The organism is Microbacterium sp. GXF6406 (assembly GCF_054798215.1).
This window is the reverse complement of sequence record NZ_JBSJZH010000018.1, coordinates 1-26,965: the sequence shown is the minus strand read 5'-3', so window position 1 is coordinate 26,965 and position 26,965 is coordinate 1. Positions and strand designations below refer to the sequence as shown.

Below are 26,965 nucleotides of genomic sequence, written 5' to 3'. Positions count from 1 at the left end.
GGGATGACGACGCGGCGCGGGCGGCCCGAAGGCCGGCCCGCGCCGCGTGGGAGAGAGGTCAGGAAGCGACGATGGCTTCCTTGTTCAGACGCTCGCCCGACTCGAGGTCGAAGGCGTGCACGTGGCCGGGGTTGGCCGCGAGGGTCACCGTCTCGCCCGCGTTCGGGTGGTTGCGGCCGTCGACGCGTGCGACGATGTCGGTGCGCTTGCCGGCGATCTCCGCGTGGCCGTAGAGGTAGCCGTCGGCGCCGAGCTCCTCGACGAGGTCGACGTGGACTGAGAGGCCCTTGCCGTCGGCGGGGCCGACCGTGATGTCCTCGGGGCGAACACCGATCGTGACCTGCGTGCCCGTGGCGCGGGCGACGATGTCACGGTCCAGCGGAACGATCTCCGAGCCGAACTGCACGCCGCCCTCGGCGAGGTCTGCGGTGAAGAGGTTCATGGCGGGGGAGCCGATGAAGCCGGCGACGAAGACGTTGCTGGGCTGCTCGTACAGGTCGCGCGGGGTACCGACCTGCTGCAGGAGGCCGTCCTTGAGGACGGCGATGCGGTCGCCCATGGTCAGAGCCTCGGTCTGGTCGTGCGTGACGTACACGGTCGTGACGCCGAGGCGGCGCTGCAGCGATGCGATCTGCGTACGGGTCTGGACGCGGAGCTTCGCATCGAGGTTCGACAGCGGCTCGTCCATGAGGAACACCTGCGGCTGACGGACGATCGCGCGGCCCATGGCGACACGCTGACGCTGACCGCCCGAGAGGGCCTTCGGCTTGCGGTTCAGGTACTCCTCGAGGTCGAGGAGCTTGGCGGCCTCGAGAACGCGTGCAGCACGCTCCTCCTTGCCGACGCCGGCGATCTTGAGCGCGAAGCCCATGTTCTCGGCGACGGTCATGTGCGGGTACAGCGCGTAGTTCTGGAAGACCATCGCGATGTCGCGGTCCTTCGGAGGCACGTCCGTGACGTCACGGTCTCCGATGAGGATGCGGCCGTCGTTGACCTCTTCGAGGCCGGCGAGCATGCGCAGCGACGTGGACTTGCCGCAACCGGAGGGGCCGACCAGGACGAGGAACTCGCCGTCTGCGACCTCGAGGTTCAGCTTGTCGACGGCCGGGCGGGTTCCGCCGGGGTACAGACGCGTTGCGGCGTCGAACGTGACAGATGCCATTGTTTTCTCCTTCACCGGCAGGTACGTGCCGGACGATCCGTTGTGATGGATGCGGCGGTGCGAGGCCCGCCGTGACCCGCCATCGGGTCGGAATCAGTATGGCACGAACCGCGGTACCTGGGTATTTCCCAGCTGTGCTGGTTAACATCGAAGGCGGCCCTGCTTCTGTTCGGGGTCATGGGGAGCCCGTCCCCACCAGACTTTCAAGAGGAACGATGTCGAGCGACGAAACGCCGAACGTCCCCGCCCCTCGCAATACTCGTGAGGCGGTTCGGGAGAAGGCCCAGCAAGTGAGTGCACAGCAGTCGCGTGCGCGTCTGATCCGACGGTTCACGATCGGTGCGATCGTGGTGGTCGCGGTTGCCGCGATCGGAACGGCGGTGACGCTCACCGTGTCGTCGTCGGTTTCCCAGCCCACGCTGAACCCGAGCGGCATGAGCGGCGACGGAATCGTCGTGCGCAGCGTCGCCGTCGCCGATGACGGCGCCGATGAGGTCGCCGAGGGCGAGGAAGGCGAGGCGGAGGGCGCCGAGTCGACGCCCGAGCCCGCAGAGTCCACCGCGGCCGTCGACGTGCACATTTACGTCGACTACCTCTCGCCCGGTGCCGGAGAATTCGAGCGCGCGAACACCCCTCAGCTGGCTGGGTGGATCAATGAGGGCGCCGTCTCGGTGACCTACCACCCAGTGTCGATGCTGACGGCGAGCTCGAACGGAACGAAGTACTCCCTGCGCTCCGCCGCAGCCGCCGCCTGCGTCGTGACGCACGCGCCGGAGTACTTCTACGCCTACAACCACGAGCTGCTCATCGACCAGCCCGCGGTCGACAGCAATGGCCGCACCGACGTTGAGCTCGCCGATCTCGCGGTCGCCGTGGGAGCGGAGAACTCCGACGTCCTGCGCGACTGCATCGAAGACGGCGACTTCACCTCCTGGGCCAAGGAGGCGACCTCGCGGGCGCTCGCAGGCCCGCTCGAGGGGTCGAAGGATCTGGTTCTGACCAGTGCGCCGATGGTCGTCGTCAACGGCGAGGCCTATGTGGGCTCGCTCAAGGATCCGGCCGAGTTCTCGCAGTTCGTGCTGACGGTCGCCAGCGACACCGAGATCACGCCGGCTCCCACGCCGACCGCGACCCCCTGAACTCAGGACCCTCCGGCGTATCGCTAAGCTGGAGGGGTTCGCCGACTTAGCTCAGCTGGTAGAGCACCTGTCTTGTAAACAGGATGTCACGGGTTCGAATCCCGTAGTCGGCTCCAATTGCTCTCGCGGCACTTCCATTTCATGCCGATGGTGGGAGCACGATCGTCGCAGCCGGACGCTACTGAGCGCTGTTCGGCTTGCGGCCGCGGCGGGGGCGGTTGTGCCAGGCCTCGACCGCTTCGGGGGTCAGATCATCGCGGTCCCAGAGGTAGCCGGAGACGTTGCCGATCGGGTCGATGAACGCGTCGCTGGCCGAGGACGCTTCACCGGCGTCACGGCGGCGCATCGTCTGGCGAAGCGATACGGGTGTGACGCCGAGGATTTCGGCGACTTCGTCGATCGTCGCGTAGCGGGCTGCGAAGCGCGGCTCGGCGGTGGCGTCGCGCAGAGCACGCGGTCGTGGCTTGTCCTCGGTCATCGCGTTCTCCTCGCTGTCTGCGGCTGTGCCCCTCACGATAGCCGGGCAGGGGTGAATCGTGGCTAGCATGTCGGCATGGACGATGTGGTCACCCGTTTGGACGTTCCGGGCACCTTCAACTTCCGGGAGGTCGCGCCGGGCGTGCTGACCCCGGGCCTCCTCTTCCGCTCGGACGCTCTGAACCGGCTCACCCGTGACGGACGCCGCAGCCTCGTGGACCTCGGGATCCGGGAGGCGATCGATCTGCGTTCGGGTTTCGACCGGCGCATCGGCGGTCGTGATCGTCTGCGCGGTACCGGCATCGAGCTGTTGCGCGTGCCGATGGACGGCGCCCCGCACGGCGTCGATCCGCGCACGCTCACCCTGCCGGTGGTCTACGCCGTCGTGCTCGATCGCCACCAGCAGGACATCGGCACGGTGATCCGGGCGATCGCCGATGCCGAGGGCGGGGCGGTCGTGCACTGCACCGCGGGCAAGGACCGCACGGGGCTGGTCGTTGCCCTCCTGCTCACGGCTCTCGGCATCGACAGGGACGTCATCGTCGCGGACTACGCGGCGACCGCCGCGAACCTGTCGGGCGAGTGGACGGAGCGGATGCTGCGCAAGATCCGCCGCTTCCGGGTGCCCGTCACGGACGAGCTCATCGAGGTGCTCGCGGGGTCGCCGCCGGATCTCATGACGCGGACACTCGCAGAGCTGGATGCTCGAGACGGCGGGATCGACGGGTATCTCTCCCGCGCCGGCGTCGATGATGGTGTGAAGAGCCGTCTCCGCACACGACTTCTGGCGGGCTGAAACGTCAGAAGAGGCGTTCTGCCGCGCCGCGGTCATCGGCACGCGCGGTCGCACGCACACGTTCGTCAAGGGATGCTGCAGCCACGAGCGCATCGTCGATGACACCGCGCCCGGCACCCGCTCGAAGCCACTCGTCGGCGAACGACGTCGGGATGAGAACAGGCATCCGGTCATGCACATCCGCCAGGTGCGGGGGAGAGGGGCGCATCACGAGGGAATAGCAGGTGTACTCCTCTCCGTCGGCGGTGCGCCCGTGCTGGGTGACGGCCGCCATGCCGAAGACGATGCCCGGGCCGAGCCCGAACTCGTGCCAGACCCGTTCCGGCTTGCGCATCTCCAACCATCCCGACGCCGGAACGATCGCCCGGTGACGGAGCGCCCCGGGCCGTTGCTGCAGTCTTTCTGAGCGCGTGTTGATGGATGGGTACGGTGCCGGGGCGCCATCGACGAGGTGCCCCCACCAGCCGGGCTGCAGCACGGGCGGCGGCCCCGGGGCGATCAGCGGATTCAGGTTGCGCCGGTTGCGGCCGGTCGGCCGCAACGTCTCACCGGCGTTGTGCTCGGCCCACTCGCGCAGACCCTCGAGCATCGCGGCATCCTGCTCGGCCAGCAGCTCGACATCGGTGAATCGCGGATCCAACCCGTAGCTCGCGCACATGTCGTCAGCGTATCCCCGGCCACGGACACTGTGCACGCCGCCGTGTCCGGGTGGCCTGCGCATTTCGATAGGGTTCTGTAGTGTCCGAGACCCGCAGAATCCCCGCGCCGCTCGCGATCGCCGCAGCGGTGTCGATCGGGGCCATGACCGCGATCCAGGCCCGCATCAACGGCGTGCTCGGGGTGCGCCTGGACGACGGAATCGTCGCCGGGCTCATCTCCTTCGCCGTCGGGCTCGCGATCCTCATCGTCGTCGTCTCGCTTCGGGCGCGGCACCGCGCGGCCTTCGCGCGTCTGCGCACCGGCGTGCGCACGCGCACGATTCCTCCCTGGATGCTCGTGGGCGGTGCCTGCGGGGCGCTCACGGTCTCCACGCAGGGGCTCACCGCCGGGGTGCTCGGCGTCTCTCTGTTCACGGTCGGCGTCGTGGCGGGTCAGACGATCCATGGTCTCGTGCTCGACCGGATCGGGTTCGGGCCGGCCGGCGTCGTGGCCGTCACACCGGGCCGTGTGCTCGGCGGCGTCTTCGCCCTCGCCGCGGTCGGCATCTCGCTCAGCGGCGACGTGCTCGACAACGCACCGCTGTGGATGCTCCTGCTGCCCTTCGCCGCCGGAGTCGGCATCGCCTGGCAGGCGGCGACCAACGGGCGCCTCGCGCAGCGCGTGCAGTCGCCCATGGTCGCGACGCTCACGAGCTTCATCGCCGGAACGACCGTCCTGCTGGCGGCGGCGACGGTCAGCGTCCTGCTGCGCGGTGCGCCGCAGGCGCTGCCGACCGAGCCCTGGCTCTATGTGGGCGGATTCCTCGGCTTCGTCTACATCCTGCTCGGCGCGGCGATCGTCGCGCACACCGGGGTGCTCCTGCTCGGGCTCGGGTCGGTACTGGGCCAGCTGACGGCCTCGGTCGTCATCGATGTGCTGTGGCCCGCGGCATCCGGCCCCGCGCTCTGGCAGCTTCTCGCGATGATCGTCGTCGCGGTGGCTTCCGTCCTCGTGGCTCTGCCCTGGCGACGTCGCCGGAACTGATCAGCCGGATTCGGGCATGCGGGTGAGCATGCTCTCCGCATCGATGGGTTTGCGGCGTCCGGGGGTCTTGCCCTCGGGTTTGCCGCCGACGTAGAGCCAACCCAGCAGCTCCTCGTTCTTCTTCAGCCCGTGCGCCTTGCGCAGTGGCTTGGTGCGGGTGTGCGACCCGGTTCGCCAGATCACGCCCCAGCCGGCCTCGTCCAGCAGCAGGCTGAGCGTGTGAGCGACGCCGGAGGCGACAGCCTCCTGCTCCCAGTGCGGAACTTTGTCGCTCTTGCGAAAGCTGGCGACCACGGCGATCAGCAGGGATGCGCGCAGCGGCTTCGTCGACGGCTTCTTGTCGCCCTGCGCCTTCGCGATCGCCGCACCCAACCGTTCACGGTCGGCGCCGCGCAACTCGATGAGTCGCCAGGGCTGCAGGAATGAATGGTCGGCGACGCGGCCCGCGGCGGCGACCAGCGGCAGCAGCTCCTCGCGGGTCGGGGCCTGCTCGGTGACCTCGGACCACGACTGCCGCGCACGCACAGCGTCGAGCGCGCTCACTCCGAATCGGACCCGGGCGTGAAGTTCAGAGCCAGCGAGTTCATGCAGTAGCGGTCGCCGGTCGGCGTGCCGAAACCGTCGGGGAAGACATGGCCGAGGTGGGAGCCGCAGTTCGCGCAGCGCACCTCGGTGCGCTGCATGCCCAGGGTGGTGTCCTCGAGGAGCTGGACCGCATCGGGGCGGATCGATTCGTAGAAGCTGGGCCACCCGCATCCGGAGTCGAACTTCGTGCCGCTCTTGAAGAGCTCCGCGTTGCAGGCGCCGCACGTGTAGAGGCCCGCACGGCTCTCATCGAGCAGCTCGCCTGTCCAGGCGCGTTCGGTCGCCGCCTGACGGAGAACGGCGAACTGCTCATCGCCGAGCTCTTCGCGCCACTCGTCGTCGGTCTTCTTCACGGTGTAATCCGTCATCACGCCTCCTGAGGTCTCTTCCATTGTGCCCCCGGGAACGTGTGCGCGGGTCATCCATGACGACGCGTGACAATGGATGCATGACGGATGCTGTTCGTGAACGCTACGCCCGCTTCGCCGAGGACGAGGCGCCCGGGCGCTCCGACCTCTACGCGGAATGGGCCCGCGGCGTGGCATCCGATCCGGTCGTGCAAGCAGTGCTCGCACGGATTCCGGCCATCCATCGCCAGCCTCCGCTCGTGTTCGCCGTGACCCGCATGCTCGGCGCTCCCCTTGTCGGATACGACGGCTGGCGCCGGTTCGTGATCGACAATGCCGATGACGTCGTCGCCGAGAGCAGCGCGCGCCGGGTGCAGACCAACGAGCCCCTGCGTCTGGCGGCCCTGCTTCCGGTGCTGTCCGAGATCGACGGACCGATCGCCCTGCTCGAGGTCGGCGCGTCGGGTGGCCTGTGCCTGTACCCGGACCGCTACTCCTACCGCTTCGTGGACGACGCTCGAACGGTGCGCGCCGCCCTCGACCCCGAGGACGGGCCGAGCCCCGTCGTCCTCACCAGCACCGTGCGCGGAGAGCTCCCGCCGCTGCGCATGCCGGAGATCGTCTGGCGCGCGGGAATCGACCTCGACCCGCTCGACGCCCGCGACGCCCGCGACCGCGCCTGGCTGCGCGGCCTCGTCTGGCCCGGGGAGACCGGGCGCGAGGAGCGGATCACGGCGGCGCTGGATATCGTCGCCGAGGATCCGCCGCTGATGGTGGGCGGGGATGCCGTCGACGGGATCGGTGCGCTCGCAGCATCCGCACCCGCCGATGCGACGCTCGTGATCACCACGCCGGGCGTCCTCGTGCACATTCCGCGCTCGCGGCGCGAACAGCTCATCGATGGCATCCGCCGTCTGCCCGCGCGCTGGATCACGATCGACGCCCCGGCCCTTCACGACGGATGGAATCCGCCTGTGGACGCGCAGAATTGGCGCGGATCCGTCGTCGCCCTCGACGGATGCGTGCGCGCCGCAGCGGACCCGTTGGGCCGGTGGTGGGAGTGGCGTGCCGCCGGCGGCACGACGGACGCTTAGCCTGAAGACATGCTCGGAGACCTCACCGATCGCGATCGCGCGATCCTGACGCTGGAAGGCGCCTGGCCGCGTCACAACGGCGCGAAGGAGGAGGCGATCCGGTCGAACCTCGGTATGAGCCCGGCGCGGTACTACCAGTTGCTCGGCAGGCTCATCGACACCGAGCAGGCGCTCGAGTACGACCCGCTGCTCGTTCGCCGTCTGCGTCGGCTGCGCGAGAACCGCACCGACAAGCGCGTGTCGCGGATGCGCGGCTTCGCGGGCTGATCCGGCATGCTCCGGCCCGCTGTGTGGGGATTCCGAGGCATTGCCGGATAACATCGACGGGTGCCCAAGCCCGACAGAGACCGTTTCGATGATGTTCCCCGTTCGCCCGGACGCGTCGGAGCGCACCGCGCCGAAGCCCCGGGGATGAACGGTTGGGTCGTTCTGCTGTGGTCGGTCGTCGCCGCGCTCGTCATCGTGGTCGTCGGCATCTTCGTCTCGCTCGTCCTGATGGGACGCATCGTCCTGTCGCCCGAGGTCGAGCCGACCGTTGCGCCCGCGCCGCAGGAGACCGGCGTCGTCGACACGAGCTATTCGGTGCTCGTGCTCAACGCCACCTCCGAGGAGGGCCTCGAGGTCCAACTGCGCGACACCGTCATCAACGGGGGCTGGCCGGCGGAGGACGTGAGCTCGGGCAGCACGGGTGCGGAGGACTTCCCGGAGACGACCGTCTACTACGTATCCGAGGATGACGAACTCGCCGCTCTGGGCCTGGCCGATCTGATCGGCGGCGCGCGCATCGAGCAGAGCGACTTCTACGCCGACCCCAACGATCCCGAGCTGAAGCAGCTCGTCATCGTCGTCGGCCTCGACCGCGCGAGCAGCGCTCCGCAGTCCGATGAGGAAACCGTCGAATAGTCTCCCTCCGCGGCTTGCACTCGCTGGGGTCGAGTGCCAGAATGGGCGTTAGCACTCTCGTACTGTGAGTGCTAAACAGAACGTCTACGTCCAGGAGGGACGACAAAACTCATGGCAAAGATCATCGCTTTCGATGAGGAGGCCCGTCGCGGTCTCGAGCGCGGCCTGAACATCCTCGCCGACGCTGTCAAGGTGACCCTCGGCCCGCGCGGTCGCAACGTCGTGCTCGAGAAGAAGTGGGGCGCTCCCACGATCACGAACGACGGCGTTTCGATCGCCAAGGAGATCGAGCTGGACGACCCGTACGAGAAGATCGGCGCGGAGCTCGTCAAGGAGGTCGCCAAGAAGACCGATGACGTCGCCGGTGACGGAACCACCACCGCGACCGTCCTCGCCCAGGCGCTCGTGCGCGAAGGCCTGCGCAACGTCGCGGCCGGTGCTGACCCGATCTCCCTGAAGAAGGGCATCGAGAAGGCGGTCGCGGCCATCACCGCCGAGCTGCTCGCCAGCGCCAAGGAGATCGAGTCCAAGGAAGAGATCGCCGCCACGGCATCGATCTCGGCCGCTGACTCCTCGATCGGCGAGCTCATCGCCGAGGCGATCGACAAGGTCGGCAAGGAAGGTGTCGTCACCGTCGAGGAGTCGCAGACCTTCGGCACCGAGCTCGAGCTCACCGAGGGCATGCGCTTCGACAAGGGCTACCTGAACCCGTACTTCGTGACGGACCCCGACCGCCAGGAGGCGGTCTTCGAGGAGCCCTACATCCTCATCGCCAACTCGAAGATCTCCAACATCAAGGATCTTCTCCCCGTCGTCGACAAGGTGATCCAGGACGGCAAGGAGCTCGTCATCATCGCCGAGGACGTCGAGGGCGAGGCTCTCGCGACTCTCGTGCTCAACAAGATCCGCGGCATCTTCAAGTCGGCCGCCGTCAAGGCTCCCGGCTTCGGCGACCGCCGCAAGGCCCAGCTGCAGGACATCGCGATCCTCACGGGTGGTCAGGTCATCACCGAAGAGGTCGGTCTCAAGCTCGAGAACACCACGCTCGACCTGCTCGGCCGTGCTCGCAAGGTCATCATCACCAAGGACGAGACGACGATCGTCGAAGGCGCCGGCGACGGCGACCTGATCGAGGGTCGCGTCACGCAGATCCGTCGCGAGATCGAGAACACCGACAGCGACTACGACCGCGAGAAGCTGCAGGAGCGCCTGGCGAAGCTCGCCGGTGGTGTCGCCGTCATCAAGGCCGGAGCCGCGACCGAGGTCGAGCTCAAGGAGCGCAAGCACCGCATCGAGGACGCCGTCCGCAACGCGAAGGCTGCCGTCGAGGAGGGCATCGTCCCCGGTGGTGGCGTCGCGCTGATCCAGGCCGGCACCAAGGCTCTCGACGGGCTCGAGCTCGAGGGTGACGAGGCCACGGGCGCGAACATCGTCCGCGTCGCGATCTCGGCTCCGCTCAAGCAGATCGCCCTGAATGCCGGCCTCGAGCCGGGCGTCGTCGCGCACAAGGTCTCCGAGCTGCCTGGCGGCCAGGGCCTCAACGCGGCAACGGGCGAGTACGTCGAGATGTTCGCAGCGGGCATCATCGACCCCGCGAAGGTCACGCGTTCGGCTCTGCAGAATGCCGCGTCCATCGCTGGTCTCTTCCTCACGACTGAGGCCGTCGTCGCAGACAAGCCCGAGAAGGTCGCGGCTCCGGCCGGCGACCCGACGGGTGGCATGGACTTCTGAGTTCAGATCCAGCAGAAAGAATGCCCCGGCCTTGCGGCCGGGGCATTCTTTCGTTCACTGCCGGAACAGACTGGCCGAGTACTGATCGGCGTCGGAGTACTGCGTCGCAGCGGATCCGAGTGCGATGCCGATGGAATCGAGCACCTGCTCGACGTGCAGCTGTGCGGCGCTCCACTGGTCGCTGCAGCCCTGGAAGGCGAGGGATGCGGCACCGGTCCAGGAGGACTGGAGTTGGGTGAGCTGGGCCTTCAGCGCCTGTGATTCGCTGCGCAGTCGCTCCATGGTGGCGCGGGCTGCGCCGTTGGCGGCGAAGACGGCTTCGGTGTCGACGGTGTAGACGGACATGGGTTCTCCTCTTCTCGGAGTTCCCACGGTAGGAGCGTGCGCTGGCCGGGTGCTGCCCGGATGCCGGGCTCGGGGGAGAACACGGCCGGAGCGGGCGCCCGTGGAGGACGAGTGGCCCTCACGGTCACAGGCCGTCGAGGTCCAGACGGTCGAGAGGCTGCGTGTCCTCGAGCAGGTGCTCGGGCGTGGACTGCGCGGGGGCGAGGGGGAAGGTCACGGTGAATGTCGCACCGCCTCCGGGCGTCTCATCGACGTTCACGCTGCCGCGCAGCGCCGAGACGATGGATGCCACGATCGCGAGGCCGAGTCCGGAACCGCCCGTCTCGCGGGCCCGCGAGGTGTCGGCGCGCCAGAAGCGCTCGAAGATCTGCTCGCGGATCTGCGGCGGGATCCCCTCGCCGTGGTCGACGATGGCGATGCTGCCGGTGCCGGCCATGCGGTCCGAGTCGATCACGAGCTCCAGGGGGCTGTCCTCGGCCGAGAATCGCCGTGCGTTGCCCAGCAGGTTCGTGATCACCTGACGAACCTTGTTCTCCTCGCCGAGGATGATCGGCGGTGTGCGCACCGGGGTGTCCTCGGCCTCGGAGAAGTCGATCTGCGGCATGAGCTGATCGGCGTTGCGGGGCTTGCGCCGCAGTCGGCTGAGCGCGCCGGTACGGGCCTTGGCCAGCGGCGTCGACACGGTCTCGGGTGCCGGAGGCTTCAAGCGCGGCATCGAGCCGGTCGGCGTCGCATCCAGCGTGCGGTCGATCACGGTGATGGTGCGGCGCGGGGCGGCCGCACGCAGGTCGAGCGCGGCGTCACGGGCGATCGGACGCAGGTCGAGCGGCTGGATGTGCAGCTCGCGCTCCTCATCGAGGCGCGCGAGATCGAGCAGGTCCTCCACGAGCACGCCCATGCGGATCGCCTCCTTCTCGATGCGCTCCATGGCCCGCGCGGTGTCCTCCTCGCCGCGGATCGCCCCCATGCGGTACAGCTCGGCGTATCCGCGCACGCTCACCAGCGGTGTGCGCAGCTCGTGGCTGGCATCGCCGATGAAGCGTCGCATGTGCTGCACGGTGCGGTCGCGCTGGGCGATCGACTGGTCGATGCGGTCGAGCATGGTGTTGATCGCGAAGTTGAGCCGGCCGACCTCGGTGGTCGGCTCGAGGTCGGTGAGACGCTGGCTGAAGTCGCCGGAGGCGATGAGCATCGAGGTGGACTCCACCTGGCCGAGGCGTCGGAAGGTCAGGGTGACGAGTCCTCGGATCAGCAGAGCCGCGACGAGGACCGTGCCGAGGGCGACGGGGATGTACACGGCGAAGTACTGGCCGATGATGCGGTCGGCCTCTTCGAGAGGGAGCGCGACGTACTGCACGTAGAGCGTTCCGCCGGGGCCGTCGCTGACGACCACGGATCCGAGGAAGCTCGATCCGTCTGCGCCCGAGAGCGTGAGCGTCTGCTCCTCCTGGGCGTGGGCCTCGGCGATCGTCATCGTGTCGGGGAAGATGGGCGGTTCGAGCTGCGCAGCGCCGCCGGCCTGTGCGAGGAAGGTGCCGTCGGCGGAGTAGACGGCGAAGAAGTAGTCCGCCGAGCGCGGAGCGGTCTCTGCACCGGTCACGGTCAGCGAGCCGTCGACGACCTCCATGTCGAACCACCTGCTCGCGAGGTCGCTCGTGAGGAGCGCGGGAAGCTGGGCATCGATGTTACTGACGAGCGAGTTGCGCAGCAGTGGGACCGTGCCGATGCCGGCGACGAGCAGCCCGAGCGCGAGGACGGCGACCGTGACGCCGGTGACCTTCGCGCGCAGACTGATCCGTCGCCACCAGGAGGTGACGGCGTCAGGCTTGTGGGCCATGAGCGCCCTTTCCCCGGGTTACTTGCCGACCTTGAGCATGTAGCCGAAGCCGCGCTTGGTCTGGATGACGGACTCGTCGGTGAACGGGTCGATCTTGCGGCGCAGGTAGGAGATGTAGCTCTCGACGATGCCGGCGTCCCCGTTGAAGTCGTACTCCCATACGTGGTCGAGGATCTGGGCCTTGGAGAGTACACGGTTGGGGTTGAGCATGAGGTAGCGCAGCAGCTTGAACTCGGTCGGGCTCAGCTCGATGGGCTCCTTGCCGACGGAGACGTCGTGCGTGTCCTGATCCATCGACAGCTCGCCCGCGCGGATGATCGACTCCTCGTCGGCCTGCATCGTGCGTCGCAGGATCGCCTGTGCACGGGCGACGATCTCGTCGAGGGCGAAGGGCTTGGTGACGTAGTCGTCGCCGCCGGCGTTCAGCCCCTCGATCTTGTCCTGCGTGTCGTCCTTCGCGGTGAGGAAAAGGATCGGGGCGGTGAAGCCCGCACCGCGCAGGCGCTTGGTGACGCTGAACCCGTTCATATCGGGGAGCATCACATCGAGGATGATGAGGTCCGGTTCCTCTTCGAGGACGGCGGAGATCGTGGCGGCGCCGTTCGCGACCGTCTTCACCGAGAAACCGGCGAAGCTCAGGCCCGTGGACAGCAGGTCGCGGATGTTGGGCTCGTCGTCGACGACAAGGATGCGCGCGTCAGTCATGACCCCATTATGGTGACTTCGGCCCTGCAGTGGCTGATTGTCTTGCGGAGTGGTGCAACTCCCGTGGATCGCGGCTTCGGCGGTGAGGGGGTTCCGGATGCGGTTTCCGGGGTATCGGGAATGGCTGCCGGGAGTAGCCTGGCCGCATGAGCGATGACGACATGGGCGGCGATTCCGCCTGCTGGCTGTCGAAGGTGTGCCCCGAGTGCGGAGCGATGCTCGACCACTGTGGCGCACTGTGCTGGCGCTGCGGCACGGCGCCCAGCGCAAAGGACTGATCGGGACGAAGGCGCGCGATCAGGCCGCGTCGTGCACGCAGATCGCGATCTGCACGCGGTTCTGCGCGGGCAGCTTGTCCATGATGCGCCCCACGTGCGTCTTCACGGTCGCGATGCTGAGGAAGAGCTTCGCGGCGACCTCGGCGTTGCTGAGACCCAGGGCGACGGCATCCGCGATCTCCCGCTCGCGCGCGCTGAGGCGTGCGAGGCGCTCCTGCGCGGCCTGTCGCCGTCCGCTCTCGCGCCCGTTCGTGGCAGCGTCGATGACCTGCGCGACGACCGACGGGGAGAGGCGGATGCGGCCCGCTGCGACCTCGAGGACGGCCGACACGAGTTCGGCGGGAGGGGTGTCCTTCAGCAGGTATCCGACGGCGCCGCTCTCGAGCGCGCCGAGCACCTGGGCGTCGGCGTCGAAGGTGGTGAGCATCATGATCCGGGCATCCGGTGCCTCATGCAGGATGCGCTCGGCGGCGCGGATCCCGTCGAGATGCGGCATCCGGATGTCCATGAGGATCACGTCGGGGCGCAGGCGCCGTGCGAGGGCGATCGCGTCGAGGCCGTCGGTGGCCTCGCCGACGATACGGATGCCGTCGGCGCCGTCCAGCAGCAACCGCAGTCCCATCCGCACGAGGCGCTCGTCGTCGACGAGAAGCACGCTCACATCGGCCACGGCAGCACCACCTCCACGGTGAAGTGACCGTCGCCGTCGTCGACGGTCATCGCGCCGCCGGCGTGCTGCGCCCGTTCGGCGATGCCGGTGAGCCCGTAACCGTCGCCGCCGCGGGGCGCAGTGCGCGCGTTGCGCACGACAAGACGGATGCCGTCGCTGCGGCCCGCGGTGAGACGCAGCCGCACCGGGGAGTCCGGCGCGTGCCGGCGTGCGTTGGTGAGGAGCTCCTGCACGATGCGGAAGAGCTGGCGTCCCGTGCCATCGGGGATGGTGTCGGTCTCGAGTGCGTCGACCTGGATGGCCGTGCCGGTGGCGCGCGCGGTCTCGATGAGGGCCGGCAGATCCTGGGCGCGCGGCTGCGGTCCGCTCTCGGCCTCGGCCCCGGTATCGCTGCGCAGAACGCCGAGCACATCGCGCAGGTCCTCGAGCGCCCGGTGCGAGCTCTCCCTGATCGCGGATGCCGCCTCGGCGGTCTGCTCGCGCGTGAGATCGTCGCGGTACTCGAGGGCGCCTGCGTGCACCGCGATCAGCGACAGCCGGTGGCCGAGCACATCGTGCATCTCGCGGGCGATGCGGTTGCGCTCCTGACGCTGCGCGCGCTCGATCTGCGCCGTCTGCTCGGCGGCGATCGACCGCACCTGCTCGACCTGCAACCGCCGACGGGCGCCGATGAAGAGTCCGATCGCGATGAGCGCGGCCTCGACGATGGCGATCATGACGACGAGCTGCCAGAACGGCATCTGCTCGGCGAGCGGATCGAGGACCGCGGAGATGTACCCGGCGATGAAGAACAGGACGGCGGCGAGGATGAGGTCGCGCCGGCGGTGGCGGGCGGCGACCGAGATCAGTAGAGCCGCCGCGGCCGGGGCCGCGAACGCCGAGAATCCGGATGCGGCGATCACGAGGCACGGTGCGAGCAGCGGCATCCGGTGCCGGAGGCCGACGAGCACGAGCGCGACGATCCCGATGGCGAGGTCTGCGAGCATCCGCGTCGCCATCGCATCGGCTGCGGGGGAGTCAATCGGCACCGACTCGAGCATGGAGCCATAAACGAACAGAGCGCACAGCAGGCCGGCGACCGCGAGCAGGGCGATGCGCCAGGTGCGGCCCCACCAGCCGTGACGCGTGGATTCGGCGGCGGCAGGGAGCATCCATCCAGCGTAGGCGAGCCGTCTCGGCGGTCCCCTCCACCGAAAGGATGACCCCGGGCTCGGGGAACCATACCTCAGCGCGATGCATGCGGCCGGAGTCGCGGGAGACGATGGATGCATGAGTACTTCCGCATTCCCCGAGCCGGTCGCCGCAGCCGTGCCCGCTCCGCTGCCCTACCACCGCCTGGCCCTCGCCCGGGCCCGGCGCACCTGGTGGCAGCCGCTGCTGACCGGCGTGCTCGCCCTCGCGTTCTACGCCGCGATGATCGCGATCCTGTTCATCGGCCTCATGATCGTCGCCTTCGAGGTACCGGCGGTCGATCGGGTCGTCGAGAGCATGCTCGTCACCGATGCGTGGTTCGACCTCGATCAGCCGGGGCTGTTCGTGCTGCTCGTGGTGCCGCTCATCCTCATGATCCCGGCGCTGCTCGCCGCTTCGCGCATCGTGCAGGGACGCGGCGTCGGGATGCTGTGGTCGGTGGCCGGGCGGATCCGCTGGTCGCTGCTCGGGCGGACGCTCGTCGTCGCCTTCGTCATCATGGCCGCCTTCTTCGCGGCATCCCTCGGCCTCGATGCGCTCAGAGGGGAACCCATCGTCTTCGAAGCGACGCATCCGGGCATCCCGGCCATGCTCATCCTCGTAGTGCTGCTCGTGCCGTTCCAGGCCGCGGCCGAGGAGTACGTCTTCCGCGGGTACCTCATGCAGCTCATCGGCCGGTGGCTGCGGCATCCGGCATTCGCGATCCTTCTGCCCGTGCCGCTGTTCGTGCTCGGCCACGGCTACGACATCTGGGGCTCCCTCGACATCGCCGCCTTCGCGATCATCGCCGGCTGGCTGAGCTGGCGCACGGGCGGCCTCGAGGCCGCGATCGCGATGCACATCGCCAACAACGTGCTCATCTTCGTGATGGCATCCTTCTCGCTCGTCGACGGCAACGCGACCGAGGGCACGCCGATCGGACTCGTGTCGAGCGTGATCATGATGCTCGTCTACGCCGCGATCGTCGCGCGGCGCGGTGGTGCAGAGCGGCCTCAGGCTGCGTCGAGGTCTTCGGCGTCGAGGATCGTGTAGCTGTACCCCTGTTCGGCGAGGAAGCGCTGGCGGTTCTGCGCGTAGTCCTGATCGACCGTGTCACGGGCGATGAGCGTGTAGAAGCTCGCCGTGTGGTTCGACTTCTTCGGGCGCAGCAGTCGTCCGAGGCGCTGGGCCTCCTCCTGCCGGGAGCCGAACGACCCGGAGACCTGGATCGCGACGGATGCCTCGGGCAGGTCGATCGAGAAGTTCGCGACCTTCGACACGACGAGCACGGGGATCGTACCTTCGCGGAACGCCTGGTAGAGCTGCTCTCTCTCATCGACCGGCGTCGCTCCGGTGATCTGCGGGGCGTTCAGCGCCTGCGACAGCGTCTCGAGCTGGTCGAGGTACTGGCCGATCACGAGGATCTGCTCATCGGGATGCTTCGCGATGAGTTCGCGCGCCGCATCGATCTTCGCGGGTGCGGAGGCGGCGATTCGGTAGCGGTCCTCATCGGTGGCGGCGGCGTACTCCATTCGCTCGTCTGGCGGCAGGTCGACGCGCACCTCGTAGCAGGCTGCGGGGGAGATGAAGCCCTGCGCCTCGATCTGCTTCCACGGCGCGTCGAACCGCTTCGGCCCGATGAGGCTGAACACATCGCCTTCGCGGCCGTCCTCGCGTACGAGCGTCGCGGTCAGGCCGATGCGGCGACGGGCCTGCAGATCGGCGGTGAGCTTGAAGACCGGGGCGGGGAGCAGGTGCACCTCGTCGTAGACGATGAGTCCCCAGTCGAGCGCGTCGAGCAGCGCGAGGTGGGCGTACTCGCCCTTCCGCTTCGCGGTGAGGATCTGGTAGGTCGCGATCGTGACCGGCTTGACCTCCTTGGACTGCCCCGAGTACTCACCGATCTCCTCCGGCGTGAGCGAGGTGCGCTTGAGCAGCTCGTCGCGCCACTGGCGGGCCGAGACGGTGTTCGTCACGAGGATGAGTGTCGTCGTCTTCGTCGCGGCCATGGCCCCGGCTCCGACGATGGTCTTGCCCGCGCCGCACGGGAGCACGACCACGCCGGATCCGTCCTTCGAGAACGCGCTGACGGCATCCTGCTGGTAGGGACGGATCTGCCAGCCGTCCTCGGCCAGCTCGATCTCGTGCGGGGTGCCGGGTGTGTAGCCGGCGAGGTCCTCCGCGGGCCAGCCGATCTTCAGCAGCTCCTGCTTGATCTGTCCGCGGGCCCAGGCATCGATCACGAAGCTGTCGGGGGAGGGATGCCCGATGAGCAGCGGCTGCACGCGCTTGTTGTTCGCGACCTGCGAGAGCACCGCCGCGTCGTTCGAGCGCAGCAGCAGCGTGCCCTCGTCATCGCGCTCGATGACGAGGCGCCCGTAACGGTTCACGGTCTCGCGCAGATCGACCGACACCGACGGCGGTACGGGGAAGCGCGAGAAGCGGTCGAGGGTCTCGAGCATGTCCTCGGCGGTGTGCCCGGCGGCCCGCGCGTTCCACAGACCCAGACGGGTGATGCGGTAGGTGTGGATGTGCTCGGGCGCGCGCTCGAGCTCGGCGAAGATCGCCAGCTCGTGGCGCGCGGTCTCGGCATCGGCATGCGCGACTTCGAGCAGGACGGTGCGATCGCTCTGGACGATCAGGGGGCCATCAGACATAGCAGGCCAGTCTAGCGGCTCACCCGGTGCTCGGCCCCGGAACGGTTCAGGAATCGTCCCCGGCCGGTTCGACGAGACGGGCGGAACGGATGCTGCGCACAGGCAGTGTGCGTTCGACATCGGCGGCGCGATCCCGGCCCCGCAGACGGCCCCCGCCGAGCCCGCTCGCCTCGAGGATGAGCTCGCGCGTTGACCCGTCGGGCATCCCGATCTCGATGGCGAGGACCGCCTTCGCGCGGACGGCGGCTTCGAGCTCGCGGTCGAGCCAGGCGGCATCCGCATCGGGGCCCTGGTGGTCGCGCAGCCGTGCGATGAGGTCCTCGTAGGAGAGGGGCTCCGAGGGCTCCTCCGGCGGTGCCGGGTGCCGATCGATGACGTGCGGTCGGCCCTCGGAGTCCACGATCGTCGCCGGGTATCGGGCATCGGTGAGCGACCAGTAAACGGTGTCTCGGCTCACACGGGACGTCAGAGCGTCGCCATCGCGGGCGAAGGCGAGGGGGCGCAACCCCTGATCGACGGACATCGCGTCCAGGAGCGTCCGGTCGCTGCTGGCGACCCGTGCGCCGTCGCCGTCCTCGTCGGTGGACACGCGCACGAGCCCGTGGCGCTGCGCGGTCTGCATCACGAGATACTCGAGGGGTTGCGGAATCCCCGTCAGCGAGATCCGGCCCAGGAAATCGAGGATCTCCGGCGCGGTCTCGCCCAGGGCCAGTGCATGGGCGACCGACTCGGCGGTGAACCGGTACATCGAGGCCTGTGCGGCGGACTCCCGCGCGGCGATCCCGCGCAGACGAACGTCCAAAGCCGGTTCCAGCGGGCCCGGTGCGATCGCCGAAAGATCGTTCTGCAGGAAGATGCGATCGACCTCGGTTGGCAGCAGCCGCTGCAGCTCGGCGGCATCGGCTGTGCCGCCTTCGCGCAGGGCCGTGGCCCACGGAGGCTCTGCGCCTCCGTCGGTGACGAGGCCGAGCAATCGGGCGCGCTCGCGCAGCTGCTCGCTGCGCTCGGCCCAGGCCGGATCCCAGGGGTGCTGCGATGGCCAGGAGCTCATCGGAGGCCATCCTCCGGAGGGCGTGCGCAGCCCCCGCGGGAGCGCATCGCGGAAGGAATTCGCAAGGTGCGCCCAACGCATCGAGGCGGGCAAGCGCAACCAAGCCTCGCCGGCCTCTGTCAGCCGCACGCGCCGGGCCGCGGCGCGAGTCAGCCCGGACTCCGCGGCGAGCACGAGCAGGTCGTCGATGATGTCGGAGCTCACGCCGATCTCGTTCAGGCGCCGCCGCTCTCCGGCTGACAGCGCGCCGGTCGTGAGCAGTGCGAGAGGCGCATCACGGGTGATGAGTAGCACATCGGCGAGTGTCGCCACACTCGTGAAAGCGCGCTCGGCGGCGTGCGCCGCGTCGTCGTCAGCGGCGGCGGGATCGAGGGACGACGCGATCGGATCGGGGAGCGGTCGAGCGAGCACCGACTCCGTCACCGGCGCCGGAGGAGTTCCGTCGGCACGCAACAGCGCGAGTGAGATCAGGTCGTCGGATGCCGCACCCGCGTCGTCGCCGGTCGCGGCGAGGCGCAGCGCGTGTGCTTCGCGGGCGGTGAGCTGGGGGAGCATCCGCTCGATCGAGCTCGCATCCAGGAGTGCCTCGGCCGCATCGAAGAAATCCGACCAGGGGGCCTCCGCGCTGATTCCGCGCGCACGGAAGAGTTCGGTCAGCTGCCAATCGGGCGCAGCAGCCAACCACACAGCGAGCGGGCGGGCATGCGTGCTCATGTCAGGACTGCTGGGCAGCGCGACCCTTGCGCACGAAGCTCATCACGAGCAGCGTGATGATCAGGACGAAGGCGAGCGGCAGGCCGAATGGCGGGATCGCGACGACCGCGGGCCAGATGCCCGTCGTGAAGGCCTCCTGCGTCATGCCCGCCGCGCTTCCGAAGATGATGGCGAAGAAGCAGATGACGGACAGCGCAGCCAGCGTCAGCGCCGTGAAAGCGAGGATTCGGTCGACCCGACGAACGGCGACGTCCGCGGTGGTCTTTTTCGTGCTCATCCGTCTCAGCCTAGCCCCTCGAACCCGGGTAGGCTGGGTGATGATCGCGCGCATGCGCGGAGTACGACAGCATCAGCACACAGCGAGGTTCTCCCATGCCCACCGGCAAGGTCAGGTTCTACGACGATGAGAAGGGCTTCGGCTTCATCGCCAGCGACGACGGTCAGGATGTCTTCCTGCACGCCTCGTCGCTGCCCGCCGGCGTCACGGTGAAGACCGGCGCCCGCGTCGAGTTCGGCGTCGCCGACGGCAAGCGGGGTCTTCAGGCGCTGTCCGTGCGGGTCCTCGAGGCCCCCGTCAGCCTCTCCAAGGCCAAACGGAAGCCGGCCGATGACATGGCGATCATCGTCGAGGATCTCGTGAAGCTCCTCGACGGGATCGGCGGCGACCTGCGCCGCGGCCGTTACCCCTCCGGGGGGCAGGGGCGCAAGATCGCCGCTGTACTGCGGAAGGTCGCTGATGACCTCGAAGCCTGAGCCCGACGCCGCACTCATCGGCGCGCACGACGTCGCCCTGGCGGCGTTGCGCGAGATCACGCCATCCAGCACGATCGGCCCGGCAGCGGGATACCTGCTCGAAGACGACGGCTCGGTTTCGTTGCGCTTCGAGAACAGGCTCCCCGGTTACCCCGGGTGGTATTGGACCGTGACGCTCGCCCGCGTCGAGGACTCCGATCCAACCGTTCTCGAGGTCGAGCTGCTGCCCAACGAGGGCGCCCTGCTCGCGCCCGAGTGGGTGCCGTGGGCGGAGCGCCTCGCAGAGTACCGCGCCCACCAGGCCGAGCTCGTGGAGCAGGCGGCCGCAGAAGCGGCATCCGGTGACGACGAATCGGGCGATGACCACGACGACGTCGATGAGGACGATGTTGACGACGAGCACGGCGTGGGCGATCTGCTCCACGCCGGTGATCTCGACGGCGTCGACATCGATGAGCTCGATGATTCCACGGCAGACGAAGACGAGGACTCGGACGAGGGCGCTCCCTCGGACGACGCATCCGACGAAGAAGAATGACCTGACGTCTTCCGGCCGATCTGGCGGGAAGCGGATATGAGAAGAGGGCCGGCGGATGCCGGCCCTCTTCTCATATCCGTGATTCAGGAAGCAGTGTTCTCGAGCACGTAGTCGATCGCACGGATCAGCTGGCGCACGTCGTCCGGCTCGATCGAGACGAAGGTCGCGATGCGCAGCTGGTTGCGGCCGAGCTTGCGGTAGGGCTCGGTGTCGACGATGCCGTTGGCGCGCAGCGTCTTCGCGATGGCGGCGGCGTCGATGCTGTCGTCGAAGTCGATCGTCGCGACGACGGGGGAGCGGTGCGCCGGGTCGAGCACGAAGGGCGTCGCGACCGACGAGGCCGTGGCCCAGTCGTAGAGCAGCTGGGAGGACTCCTCCGTGCGGGCACCGGCCCAGGCGAGGCCGCCGTTGTCGTTGATCCAGTGCAGCTGCGTGTCGAGCAAGTGGAGGGTGGTCAGCGCCGGAGTGTTCAGCGTCTGGTTCAGCCGCGAGTTGTCGACGGCGTTCTTCAGGCTGAGGAACTCGGGGATGTAGCGACCGGATGCTGCGATCTTCTCGATGCGCTCGATCGCGGCCGGCGACACCGCGGCGAACCACAGGCCGCCGTCGGAGCCGAGGTTCTTCTGCGGGGCGAAGTAGTAGACGTCGGCCTGCGCCATGTCGAAGTCGATGCCGCCGGCTGCGCTGGTCGCATCGATGACGGTGAGGGCGCCGTCGGCGGCGACCCGCTGAACCGGAGCCGCGACGCCCGTGGACGTCTCGTTGTGGGGCCACGCATAGACGTCGACCCCCTCGACGATCTCTGCCCCGACGAGCGAGCCAGGCTCGGCGGAGCGCACATCGGGCGCCTCGAGCCAGGGGGCGCCGGCGGCCTTGGCGAACTTGCCGCCGAACTCTCCGAAGGTGAGGTTCTGGCTGCGCTTCTCGATGAGGCCGAAGGCCGCGGCATCCCAGAACGCGCTCGAGCCGCCGTTGCCGACCAGGATCTCGTAGCCCTCGGGTAGACGGAAGAGCGCGGAGAGCTGCTCGCGGACGCTGCCGACGAGGTTCTTCACGGGGGCCTGACGGTGGGACGTGCCGAGGATGCTCGCGCCGGAGGTGACCAGGGCTTCGAGCTGCGCGGCTCGAACCTTGGAGGGACCGCAGCCGAAACGGCCGTCGACGGGCAGGAGGTCACGGGGAATCTCGATCACCATGGGTCGATTCTAGGGGTGCGGATGCCGGAGCGAATGCATGTCTTCCGAGGCGAGCGTCCGCGCGAGTAGGTAGGCTTGCCTAAGAACCCTCGGAGGCAGCATGACCGATCTGATCGACACCACGGAGATGTACCTCCGCACCATCCTCGAGCTCGAGGAGGAGAACATCGTGCCCCTGCGCGCGCGCATCTCGGAGCGACTGGGCCACTCGGGCCCGACCGTCTCGCAGACCGTGGGACGCATGGAGCGCGACGGACTCGTCATCGTCTCCGAGGATCGCACCCTCGAGCTGACCGAGTCGGGCCGGCGGAAGGCGATCGACGTGATGCGCAAGCACCGTCTCGCGGAGCGCCTGCTCTCCGACGTCATCGGTCTCGACTGGGCCTATGTGCACGAAGAGGCCTGCCGGTGGGAACACGTCATGAGCGAGCAGGTGGAGCGCCGCCTCGTCGAGCTGCTCGGACATCCCACCGAGTCGCCCTACGGCAACCCGATCCCGGGCCTCGACCAGCTCGGCGATGTCGCCGCACGGACCTTCGACGAGGGGGTCATCGGCCTCGTCCAGAAGCTGAACGCGAGCGGCGCCGAGGAGATCGACGGTACGGTCCGCCGACTCGCCGAACCCGCCCAGGTCGACCCCGAGCTGCTCGAGCAGCTGCGCGACGCCGGCGTCATGCCCGGGGCGCACGGAACGTACCGCTACAACGAGGGATACGTCCTCATCCAGATCGACGGACAGGATGAAGGGCTCGAGCTTCCGGTCGAGCTCGCATCGCACATCTTCCTCGTCGCCGACGCCGCCTGAACGGGGCTTTTGGGTGATTGTCAGGAACTGAGGGTGACAGGATCGTTATCTTCCGGTAACCTCGGACAGGTCGCCAACGGACAATACCGTGGGCGGCATACCCGCGGGGGTTGCCTTTCAGGCTCGTCACCCTCGCGGTCAGATCGCACAAAGTACCCCGAGCTAGTGCCACGAGAAGCAGAGTGCCGACGAGCCAGCGCACCCGAGCGCCCAGGCGCAGGAGGATCAACTTTTGGCCGCTGACATCGAGCAGACCGCGAAGACATCTGAAGAGATCCTGAAGAGCAAGCGCGCCGCGGCACCCCGCGATGGCGCTCGCAAGATGGTCAAGCCGTTGCGCTCGATCGCCATCTTCGGAGCCGTGGGCGCTCTCGTCGCCGCTGTGGCGCTTCCCGCCTACGCGGCCACGGGCATCCCCGGCGATACGACGGCGACTCTGCAGCAGCTCGCTGTCGATGACGCCCAGTCGCTGGTCGTCGCCTCCGAGGCCACCGCCGCACCGCTCGATCGCGGCACGTACGACGCGACGAGCGCGACCGAAATCGAGAAGAAGAAGGCCGAAGAGGTTGCTGCCAAGCGTGCAGCAGCAGCTGCGGCCGCTTCCGCCTCGACGGCATCCACCAGCAATTTCGACGTCGGCAACTACGCTCTCGTCTCACCCGGCTCCGGAGAAGTCCGATACCCGCTTCCGCGTGGTTCCTACAGCGTGAGCCGCACGCTCGGCGGCGCCCATGAGGGCGCGGACATGCTGGCACCGGCCGGAACCCCGATCTACGCGGCAGCGGCCGGCACCGTCCGCGTCTCGACCGAGAGCGTCGGCGGCTACGGGGTGGGCGTTTTCATCGATCACGTTGTTGGCGGCCAGGTCGTCTCCACCGTCTACGGGCACATGCTCTACGGGTCGCGCCAGGTGCAGGTCGGCCAGCAGGTCGCAGCCGGTCAGCTCATCGGTTTCGTCGGCAGTACGGGACGATCGACCGCGAACCACCTCCACTTCGAGGTTCGCGTCAACGGCGGTCTCGTCGAGCCCATCGGCTGGTTGGCCGCCAACGCCGGCTGAGTGTTCACCCGTCGTTCCCGTATTCATCGGCTTCATGGGCTAACCTGAACCCGTCGTCGCACGGACGGGAGAAAGCCGATGGAACGAATACCGTGCATCCGCACCATGGATGCGCTCGGTCGTTACGTCCTTCGGCATTGCCCGCAGGGATGCACGGAGCTGTTCGCGTGTTGAAGGCGCTGTCTGGAAAGACAGCGCCTTTTTTCGTCCCTGCGGAGCGCTTTCATCCGCGTGACGTCGTGTGAGTCGAGAGTGCCGGGAAGCCGTCCCGGCGGATCGAGAGGATGACGACGATGCGCACACTGGTCCTGAACGCCGGATACGAACCGCTCGCGGTGGTCTCGTTCAAACGAGCCCTCGTGCTCGTGATGAATGACAAGGCCTCCGTGATCGAACGGGTGGAGGACGACCCCGTCTGGGCTGCGGGCGGCGCCTATGACCGTCCCGCCGTCATCATCCTGACGCGCTACGTGCGTGTGCCGATGAGCCGCCGCGTGCCCGTCACCCGTCGGGGCGTCCTGCGCCGCGATGACCACCGCTGCGGGTACTGCGGCAGCCCGGCATCCACCATCGATCACGTGATGCCGCGCTCGCGCGGCGGCAAGGACTCGTGGGAGAACCTCGTCGCCTGCTGCCTGCGGTGCAACAACGTCAAGAGCGATCGCACTCCGCAGGAGATGCGCTGGGAGTTGCGGACCATCCCGCAGCCACCGCGCAGCGGCAGCTGGACGGTGCGGGGAACCGAGCGCAGCGACCCGTGCTGGGAGCCGTACCTGGCGCTCGCGGCGTAGCCGAGAGCGGTGGATCACTGGGTAGACTGGTCTTGCCAGCCTCTGTAGCTCAATGGAAGAGCAGTTGCGTCCTAAGCAAACGGTTGGGGGTTCGAGTCCCTCCAGGGGCACCAATCAGCAGCACAGGATTCGCGGGAACGAAAAAGCCCCGACCGTTACCACACGGCCGGGGCGAGACGGATGAGAAGTTCCGCCTATCGAGATCAAGCATACCCTGTGATCACCTGGTCGTCGGCACCCGGTTCTCGGCGCTGACCATCCACGCGAACTGCTCGAGGCTCTCGAGAACTTCGTGCAGGATGTCGGCGCTGGTGGGATCCTCTTCATCGACGGCGTCATGGACGTCGCGGCAGGTTCCCACGGTCGCTTCGAGGCGCTCGGTGACGAGATCGACCACATCGGTCGTCGAGATCTCCCCGGTTGGGAACTCCGGCAACGAGGTCGTCTCCGCGACGGTGTCGCTGCGTCCGTCCGGAACGGCGTGCAGGGCGCGCATCCGCTCGGCGATCGTGTCGCTGAAGCCGCGAGCCGCGTCGATGATCTCGTCGAGCTGGCGGTGCGTGTCGCGGAAGTTCTTTCCGACGACGTTCCAGTGCGCCTGCTTGCCCTGCGACGCCAGTTCGATGAGGTCGACGAGCACCTTCTGCAGGTTGTCGCTCAGGCTCTTCGACGCGGTGAAGCCGCTCTCGGCGTTCTGCTCGTCGGTCAGCCGCGCGCCCCGGGCGGGACGGCGCTTGTTCTTCGTCGTGTTCGCGGTGGTGGCCATGGTCATTCCTCTCGTTGGATGGTTTCGGGTTCGACCTGCGGGCGTCCGATGATGCCGATGCCCACGGCTTCGTGGCTGGGCTCGGGTTCCGCGCGCTCGGGCGCAGTCGGAGCCTCCTCCGGCTCCTTCTCGGTGCTCGGCTCCTGGAGCTCCTCGGTCGAGGGCATCTCGTCGGAGTCCGGCGGTGCCGGTTCGGTGGGGTCGGCACCGGTGCTCGGGGCGGGATCGCTCATGATGGCTCTCCGTTCGGTCGTATTCGGTCAGGGGTGCAGGACGACTTTGATGCAGCCGTCCTCCTTCTGCTGGAAGGTCTCGTACAGCTCAGGGGCATCGTCGAGAGGCGCGTGGTGAGTGGCGAGGTCCATCACTCCGAGCGGGTCGGCAGGCTCCTCGATGAGCGGCATCACATCTTCGACCCAGTGCTTGACGTTGCACTGGCCCATGCGCAGGCTCAACTGCTTGTCGAACATCGTCTTCATCGGCATGAGATCCGCATCGCCGGCATAAACACCGCTGAGGGAGATCGTTCCGCCGCGTCGAGCGAGATCGACGGCGGCGTGGAGGGCTGCCAGCCGGTCGACTCCCGCGCGATCGAGCAGCTTCTGGGCGACCCGGATCAGGCAAGAGCCCCGTTGCCTGCTGCGCGAACTTCGCAACGGGCGACCCGTGCGCCTCGAGCCCGACGGCATCGACGACCGAGTCCGCCCCGCGTCCTTCCGTCAGGTCTCGGATCTCGTCGACGACCGAATCGGTGAGGTCGTAGGTGAGGATGCCGCGGTGCTCCGCCATGGCACGGCGCTCGGCGACCGGCTCGATGGCGAGCACCCGATACCCCCGGTGCACGCCGGTACGGGATACGAGCTGGCCGACGGGCCCCAGACCCAGCACGGCCAGAGTTCCGCCTTCGGGGACCTCGGCGTACTGCACGCCCTGCCAGGCTGTGGGCAGGATGTCGCTGAGATACAGGTACCGGTCGTCGGGGAGCTCCGCCCCGACACGGATGTGGTTGTAGTCGGCGAGGGGCACTCGGAGGTACTCCGCCTGCCCTCCGGGGATCTGGCCGTACAGCTTGGTGTATCCGAACAGGGCGGCGCCGCTGCCGTACTCCCGCACCTGCGTGGTCTCGCACTGCGACTGCAGGCCGCGCCGGCACATGAAGCAGTGCCCGCAGGCGATGGTGAAGGGAATCACCACGCGGTCGCCGACGGCGAGCTGCGTCACCTCGGAGCCGATCGCCACGACTTCTCCCATGGGCTCGTGGCCGAGGACGTCGCCGCGATCCAGGAACGGTCCCAGCAGCTCGTACAGGTGAAGATCGGAGCCGCAGATCGCCGAGGACGTGATGCGGACGACGGCATCCGTCGGCTGCTCGATGGTGGGATCCGCCACTTCCGAGATCTCCACCTTGCGCGTTCCTTGCCAGGTCAATGCCCTCATCGTGATGTTCCTCCGTCTCGTCGTCCGTGCCAGCATGGCGCGATCGGGATGTGCGGCGTACCGGGTTGACAAAACCGGCTCTTCGTAATTGAAGGTGTAGTCGGGGTGCGCGCGGCGATTGGTGGATAGGGGTCGAGGTCTTCCAGGATGGAAGTTCCTACGCTGTCCACCGGAAAGACCTCGACGTGTTCCACGCTACCTTTGCCGCGCCCGATCTGACCACCTTCTGTCGCCTTGACGAGCTCGGCCTGCAAGCTGTCGGGCAGCGCCTGGAG

The 26,965-nt window shown here is 68.2% G+C and carries 30 protein-coding genes, 2 tRNA genes and 1 pseudogene; 16 read left to right on the top strand and 17 right to left on the bottom strand.

Features of this window, described 5'->3' with window-relative positions; translation table 11 throughout:
- Positions 1 to 58: 58 nt before the first annotated feature.
- Positions 59 to 1,162, bottom strand: a complete 1,104-nt coding sequence (locus ACWAUG_RS10590) for an ABC transporter ATP-binding protein (RefSeq protein WP_460802383.1) — start codon at positions 1,160 to 1,162, stop codon at positions 59 to 61.
- Positions 1,163 to 1,377: 215 nt separating this feature from the next.
- On the opposite strand from ACWAUG_RS10590, the gene ACWAUG_RS10585 reads away from it, so the two are divergent.
- On the top strand, positions 1,378 to 2,301 hold the full coding sequence (locus ACWAUG_RS10585) for a thioredoxin domain-containing protein (protein ID WP_460802382.1): 924 nt from the start codon (positions 1,378 to 1,380) through the stop codon (positions 2,299 to 2,301).
- A gap of 40 nt (positions 2,302 to 2,341) precedes the next feature.
- Positions 2,342 to 2,417 (top strand) — tRNA-Thr (locus ACWAUG_RS10580).
- A 62-nt stretch (positions 2,418 to 2,479) separates the two neighbouring features.
- Here the strand turns inward: ACWAUG_RS10580 and ACWAUG_RS10575 are convergent.
- Positions 2,480 to 2,779, bottom strand: coding sequence for a hypothetical protein (locus tag ACWAUG_RS10575; RefSeq protein WP_298038808.1), 300 nt, complete (start codon positions 2,777 to 2,779; stop codon positions 2,480 to 2,482).
- Between the two features lie 75 nt (positions 2,780 to 2,854).
- On the opposite strand from ACWAUG_RS10575, the gene ACWAUG_RS10570 reads away from it, so the two are divergent.
- Positions 2,855 to 3,574 (top strand): tyrosine-protein phosphatase, encoded by a 720-nt coding sequence (locus ACWAUG_RS10570; RefSeq protein WP_460802381.1) that lies wholly within the window; start codon positions 2,855 to 2,857, stop codon positions 3,572 to 3,574.
- Positions 3,575 to 3,578: 4 nt separating this feature from the next.
- On the opposite strand, the gene ACWAUG_RS10565 is transcribed toward ACWAUG_RS10570, so the two are convergent.
- Positions 3,579 to 4,232, bottom strand: coding sequence for an SOS response-associated peptidase family protein (locus ACWAUG_RS10565; protein ID WP_298038803.1), 654 nt, complete (start codon positions 4,230 to 4,232; stop codon positions 3,579 to 3,581).
- 80 nt (positions 4,233 to 4,312) lie between these two features.
- Between ACWAUG_RS10565 and ACWAUG_RS10560 the strand changes: the two genes are divergently transcribed.
- The gene (locus tag ACWAUG_RS10560; RefSeq protein WP_298038800.1) at positions 4,313 to 5,257 is read left to right on the top strand and encodes a DMT family transporter; all 945 of its coding nucleotides are present in this window, start codon (positions 4,313 to 4,315) and stop codon (positions 5,255 to 5,257) included.
- On the opposite strand, the gene ACWAUG_RS10555 is transcribed toward ACWAUG_RS10560, so the two are convergent.
- Complete coding sequence (locus ACWAUG_RS10555) at positions 5,258 to 5,800, bottom strand: nitroreductase family protein (protein WP_460802380.1); 543 nt, start codon at positions 5,798 to 5,800, stop codon at positions 5,258 to 5,260.
- Complete coding sequence (msrB, locus tag ACWAUG_RS10550) at positions 5,797 to 6,210, bottom strand: peptide-methionine (R)-S-oxide reductase MsrB (protein WP_298038796.1); 414 nt, start codon at positions 6,208 to 6,210, stop codon at positions 5,797 to 5,799. Before msrB ends, ACWAUG_RS10555 begins: the two co-directional genes overlap by 4 nt.
- A gap of 80 nt (positions 6,211 to 6,290) precedes the next feature.
- Between msrB and ACWAUG_RS10545 the strand changes: the two genes are divergently transcribed.
- From ACWAUG_RS10545 to groL, 4 genes are all read left to right on the top strand, one after another.
- Positions 6,291 to 7,283 carry a DUF2332 domain-containing protein gene (locus ACWAUG_RS10545; RefSeq protein WP_298038795.1) on the top strand — a complete coding sequence of 331 codons (993 nt, stop codon included), beginning with the start codon at positions 6,291 to 6,293 and terminating at the stop codon, positions 7,281 to 7,283.
- Between the two features lie 9 nt (positions 7,284 to 7,292).
- The gene (locus tag ACWAUG_RS10540; RefSeq protein ID WP_298038792.1) at positions 7,293 to 7,550 is read left to right on the top strand and encodes a DUF3263 domain-containing protein; all 258 of its coding nucleotides are present in this window, start codon (positions 7,293 to 7,295) and stop codon (positions 7,548 to 7,550) included.
- Positions 7,551 to 7,610: 60 nt separating this feature from the next.
- Positions 7,611 to 8,186 (top strand): LytR C-terminal domain-containing protein, encoded by a 576-nt coding sequence (locus ACWAUG_RS10535; protein WP_460802379.1) that lies wholly within the window; start codon positions 7,611 to 7,613, stop codon positions 8,184 to 8,186.
- A gap of 111 nt (positions 8,187 to 8,297) precedes the next feature.
- Positions 8,298 to 9,917, top strand: coding sequence for a chaperonin GroEL (gene groL / locus ACWAUG_RS10530; RefSeq protein WP_460802378.1), 1,620 nt, complete (start codon positions 8,298 to 8,300; stop codon positions 9,915 to 9,917).
- 54 nt (positions 9,918 to 9,971) lie between these two features.
- Here groL and ACWAUG_RS10525 read toward each other — a convergent pair whose 3' ends face one another.
- The 3 genes from ACWAUG_RS10525 to ACWAUG_RS10515 all read right to left on the bottom strand — a co-directional run bounded on the left by ACWAUG_RS10525 (position 9,972) and on the right by ACWAUG_RS10515 (position 12,804).
- A complete protein-coding gene (locus ACWAUG_RS10525; protein ID WP_298040734.1) occupies positions 9,972 to 10,262 on the bottom strand; it encodes a WXG100 family type VII secretion target in 291 nt (96 codons plus the stop codon).
- A 124-nt stretch (positions 10,263 to 10,386) separates the two neighbouring features.
- Positions 10,387 to 12,099, bottom strand: a complete 1,713-nt coding sequence (locus ACWAUG_RS10520) for a sensor histidine kinase (RefSeq protein ID WP_298040735.1) — start codon at positions 12,097 to 12,099, stop codon at positions 10,387 to 10,389.
- A gap of 18 nt (positions 12,100 to 12,117) precedes the next feature.
- On the bottom strand, positions 12,118 to 12,804 hold the full coding sequence (locus ACWAUG_RS10515) for a response regulator transcription factor (RefSeq protein ID WP_298040736.1): 687 nt from the start codon (positions 12,802 to 12,804) through the stop codon (positions 12,118 to 12,120).
- Between the two features lie 146 nt (positions 12,805 to 12,950).
- Here ACWAUG_RS10515 and ACWAUG_RS10510 point away from each other — a divergent pair, with 146 nt between their 5' ends.
- A complete protein-coding gene (locus tag ACWAUG_RS10510) occupies positions 12,951 to 13,082 on the top strand; it encodes a hypothetical protein (protein ID WP_298040737.1) in 132 nt (43 codons plus the stop codon).
- Positions 13,083 to 13,101: 19 nt separating this feature from the next.
- Here ACWAUG_RS10510 and ACWAUG_RS10505 read toward each other — a convergent pair whose 3' ends face one another.
- On the bottom strand, positions 13,102 to 13,752 hold the full coding sequence (locus ACWAUG_RS10505) for a response regulator (RefSeq protein WP_460802377.1): 651 nt from the start codon (positions 13,750 to 13,752) through the stop codon (positions 13,102 to 13,104).
- Positions 13,740 to 14,903 carry a sensor histidine kinase gene (locus ACWAUG_RS10500; protein WP_298040741.1) on the bottom strand — a complete coding sequence of 388 codons (1,164 nt, stop codon included), beginning with the start codon at positions 14,901 to 14,903 and terminating at the stop codon, positions 13,740 to 13,742. The genes ACWAUG_RS10505 and ACWAUG_RS10500 overlap by 13 nt, the downstream gene beginning before the upstream one ends.
- A gap of 118 nt (positions 14,904 to 15,021) precedes the next feature.
- Here ACWAUG_RS10500 and ACWAUG_RS10495 point away from each other — a divergent pair, with 118 nt between their 5' ends.
- Positions 15,022 to 15,975: a lysostaphin resistance A-like protein gene (locus ACWAUG_RS10495; protein WP_460802376.1), complete on the top strand. Its 954-nt coding sequence runs from the start codon at positions 15,022 to 15,024 to the stop codon at positions 15,973 to 15,975.
- Here ACWAUG_RS10495 and ACWAUG_RS10490 read toward each other — a convergent pair.
- From ACWAUG_RS10490 to ACWAUG_RS10480, 3 genes are read right to left on the bottom strand one after another with little or no spacing between them, the layout of a single operon-like run.
- A complete protein-coding gene (locus ACWAUG_RS10490; protein WP_298040745.1) occupies positions 15,936 to 17,579 on the bottom strand; it encodes a DNA repair helicase XPB in 1,644 nt (547 codons plus the stop codon). The two genes, ACWAUG_RS10495 and ACWAUG_RS10490, sit on opposite strands and share 40 nt — an antisense overlap.
- Positions 17,580 to 17,625: 46 nt before the next feature.
- Positions 17,626 to 19,344: a helicase-associated domain-containing protein gene (locus ACWAUG_RS10485; protein WP_460802375.1), complete on the bottom strand. Its 1,719-nt coding sequence runs from the start codon at positions 19,342 to 19,344 to the stop codon at positions 17,626 to 17,628.
- A 1-nt stretch (position 19,345) separates the two neighbouring features.
- Positions 19,346 to 19,621 (bottom strand): multidrug ABC transporter ATPase, encoded by a 276-nt coding sequence (locus ACWAUG_RS10480; protein ID WP_460802374.1) that lies wholly within the window; start codon positions 19,619 to 19,621, stop codon positions 19,346 to 19,348.
- Between the two features lie 95 nt (positions 19,622 to 19,716).
- Here ACWAUG_RS10480 and ACWAUG_RS10475 point away from each other — a divergent pair, with 95 nt between their 5' ends.
- The gene (locus tag ACWAUG_RS10475) at positions 19,717 to 20,097 is read left to right on the top strand and encodes a cold-shock protein (RefSeq protein ID WP_460802373.1); all 381 of its coding nucleotides are present in this window, start codon (positions 19,717 to 19,719) and stop codon (positions 20,095 to 20,097) included.
- Positions 20,081 to 20,635, top strand: coding sequence for a DUF3027 domain-containing protein (locus ACWAUG_RS10470; RefSeq protein WP_460802372.1), 555 nt, complete (start codon positions 20,081 to 20,083; stop codon positions 20,633 to 20,635). The genes ACWAUG_RS10475 and ACWAUG_RS10470 overlap by 17 nt, the downstream gene beginning before the upstream one ends.
- Positions 20,636 to 20,718: 83 nt before the next feature.
- Here the strand turns inward: ACWAUG_RS10470 and serC are convergent, their stop codons facing one another.
- Positions 20,719 to 21,831, bottom strand: a complete 1,113-nt coding sequence (gene serC, locus ACWAUG_RS10465) for a phosphoserine transaminase (protein WP_298040754.1) — start codon at positions 21,829 to 21,831, stop codon at positions 20,719 to 20,721.
- 100 nt (positions 21,832 to 21,931) lie between these two features.
- Here serC and ACWAUG_RS10460 point away from each other — a divergent pair, with 100 nt between their 5' ends.
- The 4 genes from ACWAUG_RS10460 (at position 21,932) to ACWAUG_RS10445 (ending at position 24,600) form a co-directional block, all read left to right on the top strand.
- Positions 21,932 to 22,636 carry a metal-dependent transcriptional regulator gene (locus ACWAUG_RS10460; protein WP_298040756.1) on the top strand — a complete coding sequence of 235 codons (705 nt, stop codon included), beginning with the start codon at positions 21,932 to 21,934 and terminating at the stop codon, positions 22,634 to 22,636.
- Between the two features lie 232 nt (positions 22,637 to 22,868).
- Complete coding sequence (locus tag ACWAUG_RS10455) at positions 22,869 to 23,696, top strand: M23 family metallopeptidase (RefSeq protein WP_460802371.1); 828 nt, start codon at positions 22,869 to 22,871, stop codon at positions 23,694 to 23,696.
- Positions 23,697 to 23,989: 293 nt separating this feature from the next.
- Positions 23,990 to 24,487, top strand: coding sequence for an HNH endonuclease (locus ACWAUG_RS10450; protein WP_460802370.1), 498 nt, complete (start codon positions 23,990 to 23,992; stop codon positions 24,485 to 24,487).
- A 38-nt stretch (positions 24,488 to 24,525) separates the two neighbouring features.
- Positions 24,526 to 24,600, top strand: a tRNA-Arg gene (locus ACWAUG_RS10445).
- A gap of 107 nt (positions 24,601 to 24,707) precedes the next feature.
- Here the strand turns inward: ACWAUG_RS10445 and ACWAUG_RS10440 are convergent.
- From ACWAUG_RS10440 to ACWAUG_RS10430, 3 genes and pseudogenes are all read right to left on the bottom strand, one after another.
- Positions 24,708 to 25,253, bottom strand: coding sequence for a Dps family protein (locus ACWAUG_RS10440; RefSeq protein ID WP_460802369.1), 546 nt, complete (start codon positions 25,251 to 25,253; stop codon positions 24,708 to 24,710).
- Between the two features lie 2 nt (positions 25,254 to 25,255).
- Positions 25,256 to 25,486, bottom strand: coding sequence for a hypothetical protein (locus ACWAUG_RS10435; protein WP_460802368.1), 231 nt, complete (start codon positions 25,484 to 25,486; stop codon positions 25,256 to 25,258).
- Positions 25,487 to 25,513: 27 nt separating this feature from the next.
- Positions 25,514 to 26,690 (bottom strand): annotated as a pseudogene (locus ACWAUG_RS10430) (alcohol dehydrogenase catalytic domain-containing protein).
- Positions 26,691 to 26,965: the final 275 nt, after the last annotated feature.